21 protein-coding genes are annotated in these 18,995 nt (G+C 67.5%); 8 read left to right on the top strand and 13 right to left on the bottom strand.

What is annotated here, in order from left to right:
- The first annotated feature begins 43 nt into the window (after window positions 1–43).
- The gene (locus tag ACW175_RS05040; RefSeq protein WP_492103539.1) at window positions 44–844 is read left to right on the top strand and encodes an SDR family NAD(P)-dependent oxidoreductase; all 801 of its coding nucleotides are present in this window, start codon (window positions 44–46) and stop codon (window positions 842–844) included.
- A 246-nt stretch (window positions 845–1,090) separates the two neighbouring features.
- The gene (locus ACW175_RS05035) at window positions 1,091–1,783 is read left to right on the top strand and encodes a TorF family putative porin (protein ID WP_492103538.1); all 693 of its coding nucleotides are present in this window, start codon (window positions 1,091–1,093) and stop codon (window positions 1,781–1,783) included.
- Window positions 1,784–1,854: 71 nt separating this feature from the next.
- Here the strand turns inward: ACW175_RS05035 and ACW175_RS05030 are convergent, their stop codons facing one another.
- From ACW175_RS05030 to ACW175_RS05015, 4 genes are all read right to left on the bottom strand, one after another.
- Window positions 1,855–3,123 (bottom strand): MFS transporter, encoded by a 1,269-nt coding sequence (locus tag ACW175_RS05030; RefSeq protein ID WP_492104898.1) that lies wholly within the window; start codon window positions 3,121–3,123, stop codon window positions 1,855–1,857.
- Between the two features lie 11 nt (window positions 3,124–3,134).
- Window positions 3,135–5,534 carry a TonB-dependent siderophore receptor gene (locus ACW175_RS05025; protein ID WP_492103537.1) on the bottom strand — a complete coding sequence of 800 codons (2,400 nt, stop codon included), beginning with the start codon at window positions 5,532–5,534 and terminating at the stop codon, window positions 3,135–3,137.
- A 150-nt stretch (window positions 5,535–5,684) separates the two neighbouring features.
- Window positions 5,685–6,410: a GntR family transcriptional regulator gene (locus ACW175_RS05020; protein WP_492103536.1), complete on the bottom strand. Its 726-nt coding sequence runs from the start codon at window positions 6,408–6,410 to the stop codon at window positions 5,685–5,687.
- A gap of 189 nt (window positions 6,411–6,599) precedes the next feature.
- Window positions 6,600–7,415 (bottom strand): MetQ/NlpA family ABC transporter substrate-binding protein, encoded by an 816-nt coding sequence (locus ACW175_RS05015; RefSeq protein WP_492103535.1) that lies wholly within the window; start codon window positions 7,413–7,415, stop codon window positions 6,600–6,602.
- Between the two features lie 138 nt (window positions 7,416–7,553).
- Here ACW175_RS05015 and ACW175_RS05010 point away from each other — a divergent pair, with 138 nt between their 5' ends.
- Window positions 7,554–7,802 (top strand): hypothetical protein, encoded by a 249-nt coding sequence (locus ACW175_RS05010; RefSeq protein WP_099576131.1) that lies wholly within the window; start codon window positions 7,554–7,556, stop codon window positions 7,800–7,802.
- Here ACW175_RS05010 and ACW175_RS05005 read toward each other — a convergent pair.
- From ACW175_RS05005 to ACW175_RS04970, 8 genes are all read right to left on the bottom strand, one after another.
- Window positions 7,799–8,146: a hypothetical protein gene (locus ACW175_RS05005; RefSeq protein WP_492103534.1), complete on the bottom strand. Its 348-nt coding sequence runs from the start codon at window positions 8,144–8,146 to the stop codon at window positions 7,799–7,801. The two genes, ACW175_RS05010 and ACW175_RS05005, sit on opposite strands and share 4 nt — an antisense overlap.
- Window positions 8,147–8,154: 8 nt before the next feature.
- On the bottom strand, window positions 8,155–8,829 hold the full coding sequence (locus ACW175_RS05000; RefSeq protein ID WP_492103533.1) for a methionine ABC transporter permease: 675 nt from the start codon (window positions 8,827–8,829) through the stop codon (window positions 8,155–8,157).
- Entirely contained in the window at window positions 8,826–9,824 is a 999-nt protein-coding gene (locus tag ACW175_RS04995; protein WP_492103532.1) for a methionine ABC transporter ATP-binding protein, read from the bottom strand. The genes ACW175_RS05000 and ACW175_RS04995 overlap by 4 nt, the downstream gene beginning before the upstream one ends.
- Window positions 9,825–9,887: 63 nt before the next feature.
- On the bottom strand, window positions 9,888–11,171 hold the full coding sequence (locus ACW175_RS04990; RefSeq protein ID WP_492103531.1) for a Xaa-Pro dipeptidase: 1,284 nt from the start codon (window positions 11,169–11,171) through the stop codon (window positions 9,888–9,890).
- Between the two features lie 114 nt (window positions 11,172–11,285).
- Window positions 11,286–12,587: a PQQ-dependent sugar dehydrogenase gene (locus ACW175_RS04985; RefSeq protein ID WP_492103530.1), complete on the bottom strand. Its 1,302-nt coding sequence runs from the start codon at window positions 12,585–12,587 to the stop codon at window positions 11,286–11,288.
- Complete coding sequence (locus tag ACW175_RS04980) at window positions 12,584–12,988, bottom strand: DUF2231 domain-containing protein (protein WP_492103529.1); 405 nt, start codon at window positions 12,986–12,988, stop codon at window positions 12,584–12,586. The genes ACW175_RS04985 and ACW175_RS04980 overlap by 4 nt, the downstream gene beginning before the upstream one ends.
- 130 nt (window positions 12,989–13,118) lie before the next feature.
- Window positions 13,119–13,550, bottom strand: a complete 432-nt coding sequence (locus ACW175_RS04975) for a hypothetical protein (protein WP_492103528.1) — start codon at window positions 13,548–13,550, stop codon at window positions 13,119–13,121.
- 149 nt (window positions 13,551–13,699) lie between these two features.
- On the bottom strand, window positions 13,700–14,044 hold the full coding sequence (locus ACW175_RS04970; RefSeq protein ID WP_492103527.1) for a winged helix-turn-helix transcriptional regulator: 345 nt from the start codon (window positions 14,042–14,044) through the stop codon (window positions 13,700–13,702).
- A gap of 104 nt (window positions 14,045–14,148) precedes the next feature.
- Here ACW175_RS04970 and ACW175_RS04965 point away from each other — a divergent pair, with 104 nt between their 5' ends.
- Both ACW175_RS04965 and ACW175_RS04960 read left to right on the top strand, forming a co-directional pair.
- A complete protein-coding gene (locus ACW175_RS04965; protein WP_492103526.1) occupies window positions 14,149–14,478 on the top strand; it encodes a nuclear transport factor 2 family protein in 330 nt (109 codons plus the stop codon).
- Between the two features lie 19 nt (window positions 14,479–14,497).
- Entirely contained in the window at window positions 14,498–14,932 is a 435-nt protein-coding gene (locus ACW175_RS04960; protein WP_492104897.1) for an SDR family oxidoreductase, read from the top strand.
- A gap of 177 nt (window positions 14,933–15,109) precedes the next feature.
- Here ACW175_RS04960 and ACW175_RS04955 read toward each other — a convergent pair whose 3' ends face one another.
- Window positions 15,110–15,640, bottom strand: a complete 531-nt coding sequence (locus tag ACW175_RS04955; RefSeq protein WP_492103525.1) for a tyrosine-type recombinase/integrase — start codon at window positions 15,638–15,640, stop codon at window positions 15,110–15,112.
- 17 nt (window positions 15,641–15,657) lie between these two features.
- On the opposite strand from ACW175_RS04955, the gene ACW175_RS04950 reads away from it, so the two are divergent.
- From ACW175_RS04950 to ACW175_RS04940, 3 genes are all read left to right on the top strand, one after another.
- A complete protein-coding gene (locus ACW175_RS04950; protein WP_492103524.1) occupies window positions 15,658–16,440 on the top strand; it encodes a phytanoyl-CoA dioxygenase family protein in 783 nt (260 codons plus the stop codon).
- Between the two features lie 378 nt (window positions 16,441–16,818).
- Complete coding sequence (locus tag ACW175_RS04945; RefSeq protein WP_492103523.1) at window positions 16,819–17,634, top strand: LytTR family DNA-binding domain-containing protein; 816 nt, start codon at window positions 16,819–16,821, stop codon at window positions 17,632–17,634.
- 114 nt (window positions 17,635–17,748) lie between these two features.
- On the top strand, window positions 17,749–18,951 hold the full coding sequence (locus ACW175_RS04940) for a serine hydrolase domain-containing protein (protein ID WP_492103522.1): 1,203 nt from the start codon (window positions 17,749–17,751) through the stop codon (window positions 18,949–18,951).
- Window positions 18,952–18,995 lie beyond the last annotated feature (44 nt).

Raw genomic sequence — 18,995 nt, 5'->3', positions numbered from 1 at the left:
CGTCGCGAACAACTGTTCGCCAAATGGACTGGGAGAGAGATCCATGTCGGGACGCGACTTCGACGGCTTCACGGTGGTGATCACGGGGGCCTCCACGGGCCTGGGCCGCGCGATCGCGGTGGAGGTCGCCCGGCGCGGCGCGGGGCTGGTGGTCGTCAACTACGCCCGCAGCGCCGACGAGGCCGCCGAGACCGCCCGCCTGGTCGAGGCCGAGGGCTCCAAGGCCGTTCTGGTCCAGGGCGACGTGGCCAATGACGAGGATTGCAAGAAGATCGTCGCGGCCGCCGAGCCGACGGGTCGCATCGACGCCCTGTTCAACAACGCCGGCATGACCAAGTTCGCGCCCAACCACGCCGACCTCGACGCGGTCAACGCCGAGGACTTCCTGAAGCTTTATTCTGTCAATGTGGTGGGGGCCTTCCAGATGGTCCGCGCCGCCCGCGCCCTGCTCGAGGCCGCCCCGGCCCCTGGCGCGGTGGTCAACACCGCCTCGATCGCCGGCGTGGTCGGCAACGGGTCGTCGGTGCCTTACGCCGCCTCGAAGGGCGCGATGACGACCATGACCCTGTCGCTGGCCCGGGCCCTGGGCCCTCGCATCCGCGTCAACGCGGTCAATCCGGGCTTCATCGACACGCCCTGGTTCAAGAACATGCCCGACGAGTCGCTGGAGCGTCTGCGAGCCGGCGCCGCGGCGGCCACCCCGCTGAAGGTCGCCTCGACGGCCGAGGACATCGCCGGGGCCGCCGTGTTCCTGGCCTCGCCAGCATCGCGCCATGTTACGGGCGAAACCCTGCTGGTCGACGCAGGTCTGCACCTGGGCGGCGCAAGTCTTTCAATGCGGTAAAGACACAGCACAAGCCCCATCGTCTTTTCCGTCACCTGTGACTTGCACGCGACCATTCTGAAGCAAAAGCGTCACACTCCGCTCAAACTTTGAGCTTTGGGCGCCGATCTCGCTGGCGCTTCGAGTCCCTCGGTTGCAACAAAGCATACGCCCTCAACTAATCCTTGGGGACGCAAGCGCTTGCAGGCGCGCGTCGGGGTTCCGGGTCCACAGCCCGGGGGAACGACACAGATAAGGGGATAGAAAATGAAAACCATGAAGATCGCGCTGGTCGCGGCCGTCGCCACCGTCGCCCTCTCGGGCGCCGCGATGGCTCAAGAATTGAAGCTGGCGCCGAACATCGCCTTCACCAGCGACTATGTTTTCCGCGGCGTCAGCCAAACCCAGGAAGATCCCGCCATCCAAGGCGGCCTGGACCTGACCTACAGCAATTTCTACGCCGGCGTTTGGGCCTCGAACGTCGACTTCGGCGTGCCGGACCCGAAGCTTGAAGTCGACATCTATGCCGGCGTGAAGCCGACCATTGGCGACACCTCGTTCGACTTCGGCGTGCTGTACTACGGCTACCGCAAGGACAAGAACGGCGCGCCGGGCGCCAACAGCTACACCGAATTGAAGGCCGCCGCGTCGCACACCTTCGGTCCGGCGACCCTGGGCGCCGCCGTCTACTACTCGCCGGAATGGCCGGGCAAGGGTGGTGACGCGACCTACATCGAAGGCAACGCCGCCCTGCCGCTGACCAAGCGCTTCACCGTCTCGGGCGCCGTCGGTCACCAGGAAATCAAGAACTACACCAGCTACAACACCTGGAACATCGGCGTTGGCTATCTGGTCGGTGAAAACCTGACCGTCGACGTTCGCTATCACGACACCGACGAGCACAGCCTCGGCAAGATCTATGACAGCCGCGTGGCCGTCAGCCTGAAGGCCGCTTTCTAAGCTCGCTCGAGCTTTAGAGACGAAAAGACGAAGCCGCCCCGGTTCGCCCGGGGCGGCTTTTTCTTTGTCTGTCAGGCCGGCGCCTTGGGCGGCCGCATGGCCAGGACGGCGACGAACACCACCGCCGTCACCGCCGCGAACAGCTCGAAGGTCGGCGAGAAGCTGCCCAGCCGGTCACGCATGGCCCCGGCGATGAACGGTCCCGCCGCCGAGACCGCGCCAACCAGACACGTCAGGGAGAACAGCTCCAGGTTCGACTGGCGGCCATAGTAGTTCAGCAGCAGCACGGTCACGGCCAGCACCGTCAGGCCAAAGCCCACGCCGGTGCCGATGGCGTAGAGCAGCATCAGGGTCGGGCTCGCGGCCTTGGCCAGGGCCAGCAGGCCGACGACCAGCATCCCCTGGGCGAGGATCAGCAGCCAGCGCGGATCGACCCGGTCGCCCAGCGCGCCGCCGGCCAGTCGGGCCAGGGTCTGCATCAGCGATTCCAGGCTCAGCATCTTGGCGGCGATCGCTGCCGCTGCGATCGAGGCCACGCCCGCGGCGATACCTAGCTCCGTCAGGTGGGTCACCGAGACGCTGGCCACGGTCACGCCCACCAGCAGGTGGCTGAAATAGGCGGCGACCAGGATGTAGAACTGCGGCGTGCGCAAAGCCTGGGGCACGGTCCACTCGTAGGGGGTGCGGTAGACGCGGGCGTTGGCCGGCGCCTCGCGGGCCTCCTGCTCGACTTCCAGATCGACCTCGTGGGCAGCGGCGCTCAGCCACTTGGAGCCGCCGACCATCAGGGCGCAGACCAGGCCGACGACGACGGCCAGCACGGCCTGGACGATCCAGTAGGCCCGCCAGTCATTGCCACTCATGCCCATCAGGGTCAGCGTCATCCACGGCCCGGCCGCGCCACCCAGCGAGCCGAAGGTGAAATAGACGCCGAACGGCAGGGCGCGCTTGCGAAACAGCGACGACAGCACGTGGGTGCCGGGGATCAGGGCCGCCATCTGGAAGCCGACGCCGCACGCCGCCGCCCCGACATAGTAGCTCAGCAGGCTCTCGGAATTGGCCAGCCCCAGGAACCCGGCCGCCAGCACCGCCGCGCCCAGCAGCAGCGTACCGCGCACGCCGATCCGGCGGATCAGGATGGCCGGCAGCCACGACGAGGCGCCGGTGAAGACGCCCAGCACCGAAAAGCCCAGGAACGCCTTCTCGAAGCTCCACTTCAGCTCGCCGATCATGGCCGGCAGGACGACGCCCAGCGAGCCGTAGGTCGAGGCGGTGATCAGGAACAGCAACAGGCTGAACGCCGCCAACAGCAGCCACGGGCGGAAGCGGTCCTCGTCGATTTTTGTCACGATCAGAACGTCCGCTTCAGGGTGGCGCGCCACTCCCTCCCCTTGCCCGGCAGGGCGCCGAGGTTGGCGTAGGTATCGGCGTCGGGGGTGAAATAGAACTTGTCGAGCAGGTTATCGATGTTGACCGACAGGGTGTACGGCCCACGGTTCACGAAAGCTGAAGCGTTGACCAGGGAATAGGACGGATAGCGCACGGCGTTCTGCACGGTGCCCGCCGTGCGGCTGACATGGCTGACGCCGACCGTCGCCCCGGCCTGACCCCAGTCATACCCCTTGCTGGTGTAGGTTCCATACAGGCTGACCACCGACTTCGGGATCAGAGTGTAGGCGTAGTCGCCGCTTCTCCCCGGCAGACCGGCGAAGCTCCACACGACGTAGGAGCCGCCATAGCCCTGGGCCCCGGGAACGCCCGCCGTATAGGCCGGGATGTACTGGAACGAAGCGTCCGGCCCCTTGATCGTCGTGCGCTGGCTGTTGCCGGCGAAGGTGAAGGACAGATGCTCCGACGCTAGCCAGCGGACCTCGACCTCGACGCCCTTGGCGCGCGTGCCCTGCACCACCGGCGGGGCGATGGCGCCGGTCACCTGGGTGCGGTTCTGCCTGTAGGCGGCCAACGAGCCGATCAGCGTCCCGCGCAGCAGTTGGAACTTCACGCCGGCCTCTGTCAGGTCCGAACTCGACAGCCACGAGCCGTCGGCCACGAAGTTCGGCGCGACGTCTCCGGCCTGGCTCATCTCCAGCGCGGCGGCCTTGGCGTAGCTGACATAGGGCATCAGGCCGATCGGCAGCCTGTAGGTCAGGCTGGCGTTCCAGGTCGCCTTGTTCCGATCGTCCGCCTGTTTGCCGGCGATCACATAGCTGAGAACGCCGGTGTCCTGGCTCTCGACGCTGTAGTGGTCCCAGCGGCCGCCCAGCACCAGATTGAAGCGCCCGGCCTCGATGTCGGAGGTGACGAAGACGCCGGTCTGCTTCCAGGTCGAGCGGTTGTCGTTCTCCCACTGCAGGCCGACATTGCCCGGCTCGGTGTCGAACGGGCTGTCGATCGTGTCGGTGGGCGTGGCGCCGAAGCTGATGTCGCGGCGATCGAGCGCGATCAGGCCGCTGTTGAAGCTCTCGCGTCGACGTCCCTCGAACCAGCGATGCGCGCCGCCGACCAGGGTGCGGGCGCGGACGGCGCCGACATCGGTCTGGAAGGCGTAGGTCAGGCGGATCTCGCTGACCCTGGCGTCGGTGGTGGCCGGGTAGCCGTAGGAGACGAAGCGGCGGTTTTCCAGGCGGTCGTGGAACAGCTGCAGCTTAATCGAGCGGTCCTCTCCCAGGTCCTTGGCCAGGTCGAAATAGAACGTCTGGGTGTTGGTCTTCGAGAAGTCGGCCGCGCTGATATACACCGTCCGGCGATCCAGCTTCGTCGTGCCGACGCCCGTGTCCAGGGTGTGGGCCGCATCCGTGCTGGGGAAGCCGTAGTACGGGATGTAGAGCGCGCTGGCGTAGGGATAGGCCCCGACCTCGTTGGGGGTCAGCTTGCCGTTGCGGTCGGCGTCGAGCAGCGACGTGTCGCGGCCGGTGATGTAGGTCCGGTTGTCGATCAGGTCCTGGGTCAGGCGGTTCCAGCCGGGCGTCTGCACGTCGCCGGCCGAGTGGAACACCATGCCGCCGAGCGCGGTGCTCCAGCCCTTTCCGAGATCGAAGTCGGACGAGACCTCCAGGATCTGTCGACGCGGATAGATGCCCTTGTAGTAGCCGTGGCTGTCCTCGGCCTCGCCATAGACATGCGCGCCGCCCTCTACCGCGCCCAGGTTCAAGGGCGCGCCGAACTGGCCGGTGACCAGCTTCTTGTTAAAGCTGCCGACGGTAGCGGTGATCTCGCCCTCCGGCTCGGCCAGGAAGCGGCCCTCGTCGCGGGCGGACTTGGGGATGAAGTTCACGAGGCCGCCAACCTTGCCGGCGCCATAGACCGGGGTTGGCGGTCCGCGCAGAATCTCGATCCGCGAAGCGCCGCCGATCGGGGTCGAATAGGTGCCGCGGTTCTCCACGCGCTTGAAGCCCCGGAAGTAGTTCTCGGCCAGGGTGCCCCGAATGTTGAGCGATCCGGGGACGCCGTAGAAGCTGGCGGTGTGGGTCCCCGGCGAGACCTTGGTGACGCCGTCCAGGGTCAACACCCCGTAGCGCTCCAAGGTCACGTCGCTGACCAGGCTGGCCGAACGCGGCGTCTCGATCAGCGGCTTGGCGACGCCGAACACGGTGGTGCTGGGTTGTTTCTCCAGCAGCCCCGCCTTGTCGCGCGCCACGATGACCACCGCATCGACCTGATCGGCGAGCTGGTCTTCCGCACGCGCCCCCGATGCGGTCATGCTCGAAAGAGCCAAGACGCTGGCGGACAGGAGAGCGCTTCTGGACGGCATCGGAGTTTCGGCCTTCACGCCGCAGGGCGGAAAGGCCCTGCGGTCAAGGTCCGATATCTGGGTATGTCTTGATCTTGGTCAAAAGGTCTTCTGACATTTCAGTTAGGATTGCGAAGCCGCTGTGGCGGGAAAGACGCAGGTTCGATGGGGCTAGGCCGCGCCGACGTGCGGGCGCGTCTGGGCTTCCGGCTGCACGTTTAAGATCCGCAGCATGGCGTCGCGCGAGGCCTCGGCGTCACCGCCGGCGATGACGCGGGCGACCAGGCGGTGTTCCTCGATCTCGTCGAGCAGCTCCTGCTCGGTCGCCCCGTTGAACGAGAACACCCAGAAGCGAGCCGCCTTGTGCTGCAGGGGGATCAGGATGCGGGCCAAGGCCAGGTTGCCCGAGGCGCGGGCGACCAGGGCGTGGAAGCGCAGGTCCATGGCCACCAGCGCCGGCAGGTCGCAGGTCCTGGCGGCCGCCTCGCCCTCGGCGAAGACCTCGTACATCGCCTGGGCCTCGGCCTTGGAGGCGTGCTTGGCGGCCAGGCTGGCGCAGTGCGGCTCGATCAGCACCCGGGCCTCATAGCCCTGGCGCAGCTCGACCAGGTCCAGCGGCGCGACGGTGGTGCCCGAGCGCGCCCGGCGGATCACCAGGCCCTCCAGCGCCAGGCGGCCCAGCGCGTCGCGCACCCCGGCCAGGCCGGTGTCGTAGTGCGCGGCCAGCGACTGCTCGTCCAGCCGCGATCCGGCCGGCAGCGCGCCCAGGATCAGGTCCAGCAGGATCCGCTCATAGACCTTGGTCTTCTGCAGGTCCGGCGACCAATCCTCGAGTCCCGAGGAATTGGCGACGTCCAGCACCAGGGTGCGAGCGGCGTTGAGCAAGGGCGGGGCCATGGGCGATCCGTGAGCGGCGGTCGCTGATAGGTAGTGTGAAATGTCAGGGGTGGCTAGACCGTAGATCCTCCCTCGCGTTGCGGGGGAGGTGGCCCAGAGGGCTGGAGGGGGCAGCGCGGCCGGCCTCCAGCTCGCCCCCTCAGTCACTCCGTGACAGCTCCCCCGCAACGCGGGGGAGCATCCTCAGCCTTAGAACGCCGGCACCACCGCGCCGTTGTACTTGGTCGCCAGGAACGCCTTCACATCCGGCGAGGTCAGGGCGGCGGCCAGCTTCTTGACGCGTGGGTCGTCCTTGTTGTCCGGACGACCGACCAGGTAGTTCACGTACGGGCTGGTCTTGTCCTCGGCGATCAGCGCGTCCTTGGACGGGTTCAGCTTGGCGTCCAGCGCGTAGTTGGTGTTGATCACCGCCAGGTCGACCTGGCCCAGGATACGCGGCAGGGCCGGCGCCTCCAGTTCCTTGAACTTCAGGTTCTTGGGGTTGCTGGTGATGTCCTTCAGTGTCGACAGGTCGCTGGCGTTCTTCAGGCCGATCACGCCGTTCTTGGCCAGCAGGATCAGGGCCCGAGCCTCGGTGCTGGCGTCGTTGGGAATGGCCACGGTGGCGCCGTTCGGCACCTCGGCGATCGACTTCCACTTCGACGAATAGGCGCCGATCGGCTCGACATGCACGCCGGTGATCGTCACCAGGTTCGTGCCCTTCTCGCGATTGAACTCGTTCAGATAGGGCAGCGTCTGGAAGTAGTTCACGTCGATGCGCTTCTCGGCCACCTGCGTGTTGGGCTGAACGTAGTCGTTGAACACCTTGATCTCGATGTTCAGCCCTTCGGCGGCCAGCTTCGGCTTGATGAACTCCAGCACCTCGGCGTGCGGAATGGCCGTGGCGGCCACGGTCAGGGTGTTGGGCGCGCTGGCCTTGGGCTCCTTGGGACCGCAAGCCGCGAGGGTGATCGCGGCGAGGCCGAGAACGAGGAAAGCGCGACGGGCGGCCATGAACGGCTCCATAAATCGATCTGACAGCTAGGCTTTTGCCCGCTCAGGCGTGTTGGAGGAAATCAGTTTTCCTGAGGGTGCGTCGAGCGCTGACGAAGCCGCTCCCCGAGTTAGCTTGACCCTGCCTCCAAACAGGCCGTTTGAGTAGGGATGGCCAAAGAAACCGTCCACATCGTCCAAGCCTACATCGCCGGGCGCGGCAAGGGCCTGAAGGCCGAGCAGCAGATCGGCTGCAAGACGGCGGAAGAGGCGCGCCGCAAGGCCGAGCGCCTGGCGCCGCTGCGCGAAGGCGTCGTGGCCTTCTCGGCCAGCGCCGACGTCGAGCTGGGCGACTACGACGAGAACCCGGACATCCTGTTCAAGGCCGGCCGCCTGCCGCACCCGTTCGACCAGGCTTAGTCCTCGTCGTTCGCGGCTTCCGGCACGTCCGGTTCGCCGTGGATGACCCAGTTGGCGATGAAGTCGGGCGTCTCGCCGGCCAGGGTGGTGACTCCCGCCTCGGCGACCTGGATGGCCGAGGTCTGGGGCGGCAGGGTGTAGGTGTCGCCGTCGTGCTCGCCCAGCAGGTCCAGCACGATGCCCTCGTCCTCGGTGGCGTCGATGACCACGCCGAAGAACTGCTGGCGCTCGGCCACCTCGCCGTCCTCGTCCAGGAAGGTCAGGTTCATCAGCAGGGTCTTGCCCAGCATGCTCTTGGCGAAGGCGGCGTCCCAATGGGCGTCGGTGTCGATATCGTCGGTCATCTTAGGCTCTATTTGTGCGAAACGCGGCGCACGACCGCATCGCCGATCATCTGCAGCACCTGAACCAGCACCAGCATCAGGACGACGGTGACAATCATCACGTCGGTCTGGAAGCGCTGATAGCCAAAGCGGATCGCCAGGTCCCCCAGGCCGCCCGCGCCGACAACGCCGGCCATGGCGGTATAGGAGACCAGCGCGACGGCGGTCACCGTTCCGGCCGCGATCAGGCCTGGCAGGGCCTCGGGCAGCAGCGCGCCCAGCACCACCTGACGCCGCTTGGCGCCCATGGCGAAGCTGGCCTCGATCACGCCCTTGTCGACCTCGCGCAGGGCCGTCTCCACGAGCCGCGCGAAGAACGGCGCGGCGCCCACCACCAGCGGCGGAATGGCGCCGGCCACGCCCAGAGACGTGCCCACCAGGGCCACGGTCAGCGGGATCATCACGATCAGCAGGATCACGAACGGCACCGAGCGCAGCACATTGACCAGCAGCGACAGCAGGTTGTTGGCGACCTTGTTCTCCAGCATCTGGCCCTTGCCGGTCAGGAACAGGATCACCCCCAGCGGCAGGCCGAGCGCTATGGTCAGCACCAGCGAGCCGCCCAGCATGGACAGGGTGTCGACGGTCGCGTGGCCGATCTCCGACCAATCCACATTGGCGAAGGCGGTGTTCGAGTCGCTCATCGGGCGGTCTCCCCGGAAAGTTCATCCACGCGCACGCCCGCCGCCTGGAACTGGGCGATGGCCGCGGCGACGTCGCCACCGGTCAGGGCCAGGGTCAGTTGACCATAAGGCGTCTCGCGCAGGCGGTGGATGCGCCCGCCCAGGATCGAATAGTCGACGCCGGTGGTCCGGGCGACCTCGCCCAGCACCGGCTTGTAGGTCGCATCGCCCCGGAAGGTCAGGCGCACAACGCGGCCATCGACGCCAGCGGCGGCCGTCACTTCACCATCCGCCTCGCGCACGAAGCGGCGGGCGGTGTCGCTGATCGGATGTAGGAACACCTGCTCGACAGCGCCCTCCTCCACGACCCGTCCGGCTTCGAGTACGGCGACGCGGTCGCAGACCCGGCGGACCACGTCCATCTCGTGGGTGATCAGAACGATGGTCAGGCCCAGCTCTCGGTTCAGGCCCGAGATCAGGTCAAGGATCTGCTCGGTGGTCTCCGGGTCGAGGGCGCTGGTGGCCTCGTCGCACAGCAGGACCTTGGGATTGGTGGCCAGCGCCCGGGCGATGCCGACGCGCTGCTTCTGGCCGCCCGACAGCTGGGCCGGATACTTGTGGGCGTGGGCGGTCAGGCCCACCCGCTCCAGCAGCTCGGCCGTCCGCGCCTTGACCTCGCTGGCCGGACGGCCAGCCAGCCTCAAAGGAAAACCGACGTTCTGGGCCACCGTCTTGCCCGACAGCAGGTTGAAGTGCTGGAAGATCATCCCGACACGGCGGCGCAGGGCGCGCAGCCCCTCGACGCCCAGGGCCGCCACGTCGTCGCCGTCGACGACCACGCGGCCGCCGGTCGGCGTCTCCAGACCGTTGATCAGCCGGATCAGGGTCGACTTTCCCGCGCCCGAGGCGCCGATCACCCCGAACACCTCGCCGGCGTTCACCGACAGCGAGACTCCGGTCAGGGCGGCGGGGCCGCCCGCGGAGTAGGTCTTGGAAACAGCCTCGAAGGCGATCACGTCGAGAGGGTCCTGTGGATTGGGGAGCGCTGCACTTAGGCGCTCCCCGCCCAATAGTCGAGGCTAGGGCTGCTTCACAACCGCCCCGCCCTTCATCACGAACACCGGCTTCTCCAGCACCGTGACATCGGCCAGCGGATCGCCCGAGACCGCGATAATGTCGCCGAAGCGGCCGACGGCGACCTGGCCCACGTCCTTGGTCTGGCCCAGGGCCTCGGCGGCGGTCAGGGTCGCCGCCTGAATCGCCTGCAGCGGCGTCGCGCCATAGCGAACCATGACCGCGAACTGCTTGGCGTTGTCGCCGTGCGGATAGACCCCGGCGTCGGTGCCGTAGATCATCTTCACGCCGGCCTTCAGGGCCTTCTTGAAGTTCTGCCTCTGGATCTCGCCGATATCGCGATCCTTGCGCAGATTGTCCTCCAGCACCCCGTTCTTCTTGCCCTCGGCCTGGGTGTAGTCGGTGTTGTAGATGTCCATCGAGAAGTAGGTCCCGTGCTGGACCGCCAGCTTGATCCCCTCGTCGTCGACCAGGCTGGCGTGCTCGATGGTGTCGATACCGGCCTTGATCGCCTCGCGGATGCCCGCCGCGCCATGGGCGTGGGCGGCGACCTTCAGCCCGGCCATGTGGGCCTCGTCGGCCACGGCGTGCATCTCGTCATAGGTCAGTTGCTGCTGCCCCGGCTCGTCGCCGCGTGAGAACACCCCGCCCGTGGCGCAGATCTTGATCACCTGGGCGCCGTACTTCTTCAGCGTGCGGACCACCTTCCGCGCCTCGTCGGGGCTGTCGATGTTGTAGGGGCTCTTCTCGTCCATCGACGGCGGGAAGAAGGTCGAGTCGCAGTGACCGCCGGTCGCCCCGATGGCCCAGGTCGCCGTGACGATGCGCGGCCCGATCACGTAGCCGCCGTCGATCGCCTCGCGAAGACCCACGTCGTCGAAGTCGGCCGAGCCGACATTGCGGATGGTCGTGAAGCCCGCTTCCAGCGTCTTCCTGGCGTTGGCGACCTGCACCACGCTCCAGAACCGGTCGCTGTATTCCAGGCTGTTGTAGCCGCCGATCTCGGCCAGGCCGTCGATGTGGGTGTGCATGTCGATCAGGCCCGGCAGCAGGGTCGCGCCCGGCAGGTCGACGACCTTTGCGCCCGTGGGGATCGCGTCGCCCTTCTTGCCGATGCTGGTGATGCGGCCGTCGGTGACGATCACCAGCGGATTGTCGACATACTTGCCGCTGGCCACGTCCAGCAGCCGTGCGGCGCTGACCGCTTCGACCTGCGCGGCGTTCGCCGTTCCCGCCGTCAGAAGGCCCGCCGCGGCAGCAAGAGCCGCGGCCTTGATCCCCACATGCATGTCTTTTCCGTCCCCATCCCAAACTTGAGCCGGTGACGCTAGCACCCGGACGCGCGGTGTCGAGGCCTCGGTGATGATGGCCGTCGCGATCGGCGCCGGCCTGGCTGAGTTAGGTCACTTGGACGGGGCGACCCGCCAGACGGTGTTGGAGAGATCGTCGGCGATCAGCAGGATGCGCTTGGCCGGATCGAAGGCCACGCCCACCGGTCGGCCGCGCGCATGACCCTTGCCGTCCAGGAAGCCAGTGACGAAGTCGACGGGCTTGCCGTTCGGACGCCCGCCCGCGAACGGGACCCAGACGACCTTGTAGCCGGAGAGATCCTGGCGGTTCCAGCTGCCGTGCTCGCCGACAAACGCGCCCTCCCGGAAGTCGCCGCCAAAGCCGCCGTCGCGCGCGAAACTGACGCCCAGCGCCGCCACGTGCGAGCCGAGGGCGTAGTCGGGCGCGATCGCCTTGGCCACCATGTCCGGGTTCTGGGGATGGACGCGCGGATCGACGTTCTGGCCCCAGTAGCTGTAGGGCCAGCCGTAGAAGGCCCCGTCGCGCACGGCGGTCAGGTAGTCCGGCACCAGCTGCGGCCCCAGTTCGTCGCGCTCGTTGACCACGGCCCACAAGGCGCCGGTCTGTGGCTCGATGGCTAGGGCGGTCGGGTTGCGGATGCCGCGCGCCAGGGTGCGATGGGCGCCGGTCAGGCGATCGATCTCCCAGACCACCGCCCGCTCTTCCTCGACGTCCAGGCCGCGCTCGCCGACATTGCTGTTGGAGCCGATGCCGACATAGAGCTTGGTCCCGTCGGCGCTGGCGGCCAGCGACTTGGTCCAGTGGTGGTTGATCCGCGAGGGCAGCTTGGTGACCTCGACGCCCTTTTCGGTGATCCGGGTCTGGCCCGGCTGGAAGGCGAAGCGCAGCAGGGCGTCCTGGTTGGCGACATAGAGCTGGCCATCGACGAAGGCCAGGCCATAGGGGGCGTTGAGGCCGTCGATCAGCGTCTCCTTGACCTCGGCCCGACCGTCGCCGTCGGCGTCGCGCAGCAGGGTGACGCGGTTGCCGCCCTTCACCTTGGTCTTGCCCTGGGCCTTGATGTAGCCGGCGATGATATCCTTGGGGCGGACCTTCGGCGCCTGCGCCCCGCCCGAGCCTTCGGCCACCAGGATGTCTCCGTTGGGGAGCACCAGCATCTGGCGCGGGATCTTCAGGTCCGTGGCCAGGGCCGTGACGGTGAAGCCCTTGGGGGCGAGCGGCGTAGCGCTGTCCCAGCCGGCCGGCTTGGCGATCTTCATCGGCGGCAGCAGGGTCTGCTGCTGATCCGGAAGGGGCGGCTTGCCGGCGCCCGTCTGGTCGAGACCCGGATCGCCGCGGCCGCAGGCCTGCAACGTGACCGCGGCGGCGGCGAGGAGAAGCCAGCGCTTGTTCATCGGGCGATTCCTTCGACGCGTTGTTCGGAATAGCCGATCAGCCCGGCGATGAGCGCCGCCACGGTCGAGACGATCGACAAGGTCAGGCCCAGCGATCCCACCGAACTCCAGCCGTCGTGGCTGTGCTGGAAAGCGTTGACGAGGCCGGCGATGAACATCACGGCCAGCGCCGCCAGATAGGCTAGCGCCCGCCCGCGCGAAGCGCGCCCTGGGAAGACGGCCGCGACAATGGCCCAGGCTAGCGCCAGTCCGCCGAAGAAACATCCGCCCGCGATCAGCCAGGACGAAAAGTTGGACCACTGGATGGCGGCGCTCTTCAGATAGGCGACATCCGAAGCGAGCCCAGCTGAAAACAGCGCGACGGGAAAGGCCAGGAGGATGGCGTGAAGAGGATGGAGCAACGTGGCTCTGATCCCTCGAGAAGCTGGCATGGAACTCTCCGATAGGCGGCGCGTGACGTCAGCGGCGCTGTGTGCGCGCGCTCGTTAGGGCTCATCCCGAAGGCCGGTCCGGGGCGGCCCTCGACTGGGTTCAGGCGGCGCGCGGAAACCAGCGACGCTCGCGCCCGACGGTCAGCGCCACGACGGCGGCGCCGGCGGCGACCACCAGCGCGTCCTCGATCAGGCCGCTGCGCGTCTGCCCGACGCGGGCCATCCCACGCTTGCGGCCCGCCAGGGTGAGATAGGCCAGGGGGACAGCCGTCGTGACCGCGATCGCCGCGCCGGCGCGTTCGCGGCCCCGGGGGGCCAGGGCGGCGCCCGCGATACCGGCGCTCATCACGCGGGCCAGCAGCCCCAGGAAAACCGTCCGGTCCGGCGCCGACTTCATCTTGTCGCCAAACAGCTCCCCCACGCCCATGGCCAAGGCCCCGAACTTGAACAGGGGCTGGTCGAGCAGGACGAGGTGGCCAGGCGTGGCGCGCCCCGCCAACCGGGCGGTCGCCAGGGCGGCCATGGGCGTCATGGAGCGCGCGCTGGCGACCACACCGATCAACGCGGACGGAACAAGAGAGAGAGATTTCATCCTGGCTGAACACGTCAGAGGCTATGAAGTTCACGGCCTTGTCGCGCCGAGCGGGATTTACGCCCTTGGCCGACGCCCTTCTACAGGTCCTAGGAGATCAGCCGCGAACGCTGCTCGGCGGGCGCGGTCTCGGCCCAGACCAGCAGAGCGTCCAGAGCGGGGCACAACGACTGTCCCCACTCGGTGAGATGGTACTCGACCTTCGGTGGCACCTGCGGGTGGACGATCCGCGTCACCACCCCATCGGCCTCAAGCTGTCGCAGTTGCTGGATCAGCATCTTCTGGGAGACGCCGGGGATGGCGCGTTCCAGGTCGGAGAACCGCCGCACCCGACCACCGAACAGCTGAAACAGGATCACCAGCTTCCACCGCCCTTCCAGCACCCGGATGACATTCTGGATGCTCAGCGACGCCGTATCCGCCGTATAGGACACACGCTTACTTTCAGGTGCGTACCTTACTTTTTCGTCCGTTCTTGTCATTTCGGGAGGGTGTTCACAGTTTGGGGCGGACAGCAACCTTACGCCGGAGCCCCTCGGTGTCCACTAACCTCCCCCGCCCCATCGCCGCCTATGTGGAAGCCAACGCCCGCCTTGATATCGACGGCATGCTCGCCGCCTTCGCCCCCGACGCCATCGTCAGGGACGAGGCGCGCGAGCATCGCGGTCACGCCGAGATCAGGCCCTGGATCCAGTCGGCGACCATCGCCGCGCGCGCGGTCTTCACCCCCGAAGAGTGGCGCGAGGAGGACGACGGCGCGCTGATCGTCGACGGAACCACCGCCGGCGATTTCCCGGGCAGCCCCCTGCCCTTCGCCTTCCGCTTCAAGCTGGACGGCGACGCCATCTCGGGCCTGGAGATCGCCTGATGTCCAGCCAGCAACGTGAATTCGAAGGCGTCCGCGCCGTGGTCACCGCCGGCGCCAAGGGCGCTGGCCGCGCGACGGTGGAACGTCTGCTGAGCGGCGGCGCGGCTCGACCGGGCGCTGCTGCCGCAGATGCTGGCGCGCGGTCGTCCATGTCTCGTCGATCCAGCGGACCCTGCCGCCGCCGGAGTCCACGACGGCCTATGCCGCGGCTAAGGCCGCGCTGACCACCTACAGCAAGGCCCTGTCCAACGAGATCGGCCCCAAGGGCGTCCGCGTCAACGTCGTGTCGCCGGGCTGGATTCACACCGAAGCTGCCGATGACCTGATACGCCGGATCGCCGACCGCACGGGCGGAAGTCTCGACGAGACCGAGCAAAGCATCCTAGGCGCCCTCGGCGGCATCCCCCTCGGCCGGCCAAGCCCGAGGAGGTCGCCGAGCCGATCGCCTTCCTGAGGCCGCGCTATAGCTTTTAGTCCAACCCGCACAGGAACGATGATAGGTTTGATCCTCCGGTTTCCACGCGGACCGCGGCCTTGTGATTACCCCTGAAAACCCCTACGCCACGGGCATGGGGACGTGGCGGAATCGGTAGACGCACCGGACTTAAAAACCGATCTGAAATTTCTATAATCATCTGTTTTTACTAACCTTCTTCTCTGAAAACCCGTTACTGTGGTCGATTTTTTGACCAAGAGCCGCAAGCGTGTCATCGCGATTGGGGTGGGCGTAACGCTGCGTGGAGATGATCGAGGCGTGGCCCAGGACGATCTGCGCCGCCTTCAGACCCCCTCGTCGCGTGATCTCGGTGGCTGTGTGATGGCGCAGATCATGCGCGGGTCTGGCGTCCGCGATCCCGGCTCTGTTGAGCGCCTTGCGTGACGCCCAGGAAAAGCCGCTGTAGGTGACCGGTCGCAGGCTGCCGTCCTTCATCTGCCGAAGCCATGGCGTGTCGATCCCTGCAGCGCGCGCCAGCCGAATTCTCGCGGAGAGGTCGGAGACATCCTCAGGCAACAGCGGAAGAATAGGCTCTTGGCCATGATGATGATGATCCGCACCCGCTTTCCGCTGAACTGAAAGCGGCCGTCCTTCGCGGACGAGTTCGTTGGCGCGAGGTTCGCGCCGGCCCTTTTCAGACAGCCGTCGCCTCCGGCGACGGTTCAACTTGCGTTGATCCCATCATGACCAATCCCCCATCCCGCCCGCTGAGCGCGGCGGAGGTCGAGCATTTCGTTCGCGACGGCTTCGTGAGGCTCGATAAGGCCTTCCCTCGCCCGCTGGCCGAAGCCGGTCGCGCCATCCTGTGGCGCGAGACCGGATGCGATCCCGACGATCCGGCGACTTGGACAGAGCCTGTGATCCGGCTGGGCATGCACGCCGAGCAACCTTTCAGGGACGCCGCTGGCTCACCGGTCTTGGCTGCGGCCTTCGACCAGTTGGTCGGACCCGACCGCTGGCGGCCAATGCGAGCGCTTGGGACCTTCCCAATCCGCTTCCCCTCACCAAAGGAACCGGGCGACGCCGGCTGGCACATCGACGTGAGCTTCGGAACCGAGAACCCCGATTTCCTGCAGTGGCGCGCCAATATCGCCTCCCGCGGGCGGGCTCTCCTGGTGCTGTTCCTGTTTTCCGATGTCGGCCCCGCGGACGCGCCAACTCGCATTCGCGCCGGTTCGCACCGCGACATCGCCCGCCGTCTGGCTCCAGCAGGCGAGATCGGCCTGCCGCTGGGCGAGTTAGCCGCCACTGGCTTCGAGGAGACGGCGCACCGGCGTGAGGTCGCCGCGACAGGTTCGGCGGGCACGGTCTACCTGTGCCACCCGTTCTTGGTGCACGCGGCTCAGCCGCATCGCGGCAGGCAGGTTCGCTTCATCGCCCAGCCGCCGCTCGAGCCGATCAGCGGGCTGGACCCGACCTATCCCGTCGGGCGAGCCATCGCGGCGGCGCTGAGCGGAATGGACTAGGCGCAAGCCGAAAGCGGGCGGCCCGCCACGGCCGCCCGTCATCGCTCAGCGCCAAGGTCCATCGACACGGATGGCAAGGGGGCTTCAGCCTGCGGAAGCGCTGCACCAGGAGCGGAAGTTGGCGCACCTCCGGAAGGGCGACGCTCAGGCCGTTGCGCTGTCGACCGCAAACGCCCCGTCGCTGAGATCCTGGCTGATCGTGAGCAGCCAACGACGTAACCTGGGGCCGTCCACCACCCTGCCCTGCCGGTCCCGAGGTCCGGATGACCGGATGGTCGCGTGGACCAGGGCCATTGCGAATGCCAACGCGCGGTGTGACCTTGAAGGATGCGTTTGCATCCTCGTCTCATGATCGGAAACCTACTCGGACCCGATGCCGTGGCGGCCGGTTGGCTGCTGGGTTTGGGTCTGGCCTTGCTGTTTGTCGGGTACCTGATCGCCTTCGGCGTCACCTTGGACCAGCCGTTCGTCCGGTCCGCCGGTTTCGCCGCCGTCAACACGCTGGGCGCTGGCGTCACGGGGTTGCTCTTCCAGCCCGTGCTGAACCGCCTGGTGGTGGGCCGTCGCACCCGCGGGCTGGTGTTGCTTCACCCGGTTCTGGCAGCGGCATTCTCGATCACCTGGTATTTCTGCACCTTGGCCGGCTACGCGCTGTCGCCCGACTGGCTGGACCGGGGCCTGAAGGCCGCGCCGTTCGCCCAAGGCGCGCTCAGCTGGCAGATCTTCCAGGGCGTGACGGTCTATGCGGTCCTGGCGCTGTTCACCGCCTGGCGCGCCGCCGCGCGGGAGCTGGCAGCCTTGCGTCGATCGAGCGTCGTCGCCAGTCCGCAGCCCCTCGCTCAGCCGTACGGCGCCGCCAAGCTCCCGCCGTCCGCCTCGCTCCTGATCCGCTGCGACAAGGAGGTCGTGCCCATCCTGGCCAATGATCTGATCCGGATCACCGGGGCCGACGGCTATTCGGAAGTGGTCACGCGCCAGCGCCGCATCCTGTCGACCACGCCCCTGTCGCGGTTCGAGGAAATGCTCCAGCCCGATCAGTTCGTGCGGGCCCACCGCTCGCACATCGTCCGCCTGGGCGCGGTGGCGCACGCCGAGCCGGCCGGCAACGCTCGCATGCTGCTGCACCTTGAGGACGGCGAGAGGATCATGACCAGCCGGGCCGGCGCCAAGCGGCTGCGGGAGCTGACCGTTTAACCGGCCCAGTACGTCGGTTCGGCCGCGCCCGTGTCGATTGGCGGGTTTTTCCTCGGCGGCGCTCGCTGCACGGCTAGACCCATGAGCCCGATCTCCGGCCTAGTGAGTCCTTTCATGAGCTTCAGACACCTCGGCGCGATCGCGCGCCTCGTCGTCGCGTTCCTGCTGCTCGCCAGCGTCGCGCCCGCGCAGGCAAAGCCTCGCCCGAGCCCGCTTCCGTCGGCGGCCGACGTTCGCGCGATCGACCAGATCGCCAAACGCCACCGCGTGATCACCGCCGGCATGGGTCTCATCCGCGACGGGGTCCTGGTCTGGGAGCATCATGCCGGCGAGCAGTCACCGGGCGTGCCAGCCAGCGCCGCGACGCGCTACAACGTCGCCTCGATCACCAAGACGGTCACGGCCGAGACGATCCTGCGCCTTGTCGGCCAGGGGCGCCTGTCTCTCGACGAGTCCATGGCGGCCTACTGGATCGATCCCGACCTGGCGAGCGACCCGCGTGTGAAGCTGCTCACGCCGCGCATGGCGCTGAACCACACGACCGGGCTGCCCAACTGGCGGTTCTTCCTGCGCGGCGGCAAGCTGGCGTTCCTACAGACGCCCGGCGAGCGCTACGGCTATTCCGGCGAAGGCCTGGACTATGTCGCCCGTTACGCCGAGCGGAAACTCGCCACGCCCTTTCCCGACCTCGTCGACGAGACGGTGTTCAAGCCGATCGGGATGAGCCACAGCAGCATCGTGGTGCGTCGCGGCGACACCGAAACGATCGCTCGCCCCGTCGACGAGCGCGGCGTCTTTCCCGGCTACTACTGCCGTCCGGCGGGCAAGGCCGCGTGTCGCGCCGAGGGCAGCTATGCCGCCGCCGACGACATGGTCACGACGGTGGGCGACTACGCGGCCTTCCTGCGCGCCGTGATCGACGCCAAGGGCTATGGCCCGGCCCTAGCCGCCGATCGCGATCGCATCCAGACGGACAAGGCCGACCAGCCGGTCGTCGACTGCGCCACGCTCCCGGCCGTCCCTTGTCCTGAAGCGCAGGGCTACGGCCTGGGCTTCAATGTGCTGCGCTATGGCGACGCGGTCATCCTCGAGCACGGCGGGGCCGACTGGTCGGAGCTAGCGGTGGCCTATATCGCTAAGCCGTCGCGCTCGGGAGTAATCATCTTTCTGAACGCGCCGAACCGCCGCGCCCTCACCGCCATGCCGGAGATCCTGGAGCGGATCGATCCCGGCTCACCCTTCCTGCAGGAATACCGGCGTTGGCTCGCCAACGCCCAGGCTGAGGAGGGAAAGGCCGCAGAAACACCAAAGCGCTAGGCCGCAGGGATCTGGAACGCGCCATAACCGGACATCGGCGCCGC

The organism is Caulobacter sp. FV1ye6ST (genome assembly GCF_058681225.1).
Note: the sequence above shows the minus strand (reverse complement) of the source record. Positions and strands in the feature narration are given on the sequence as shown.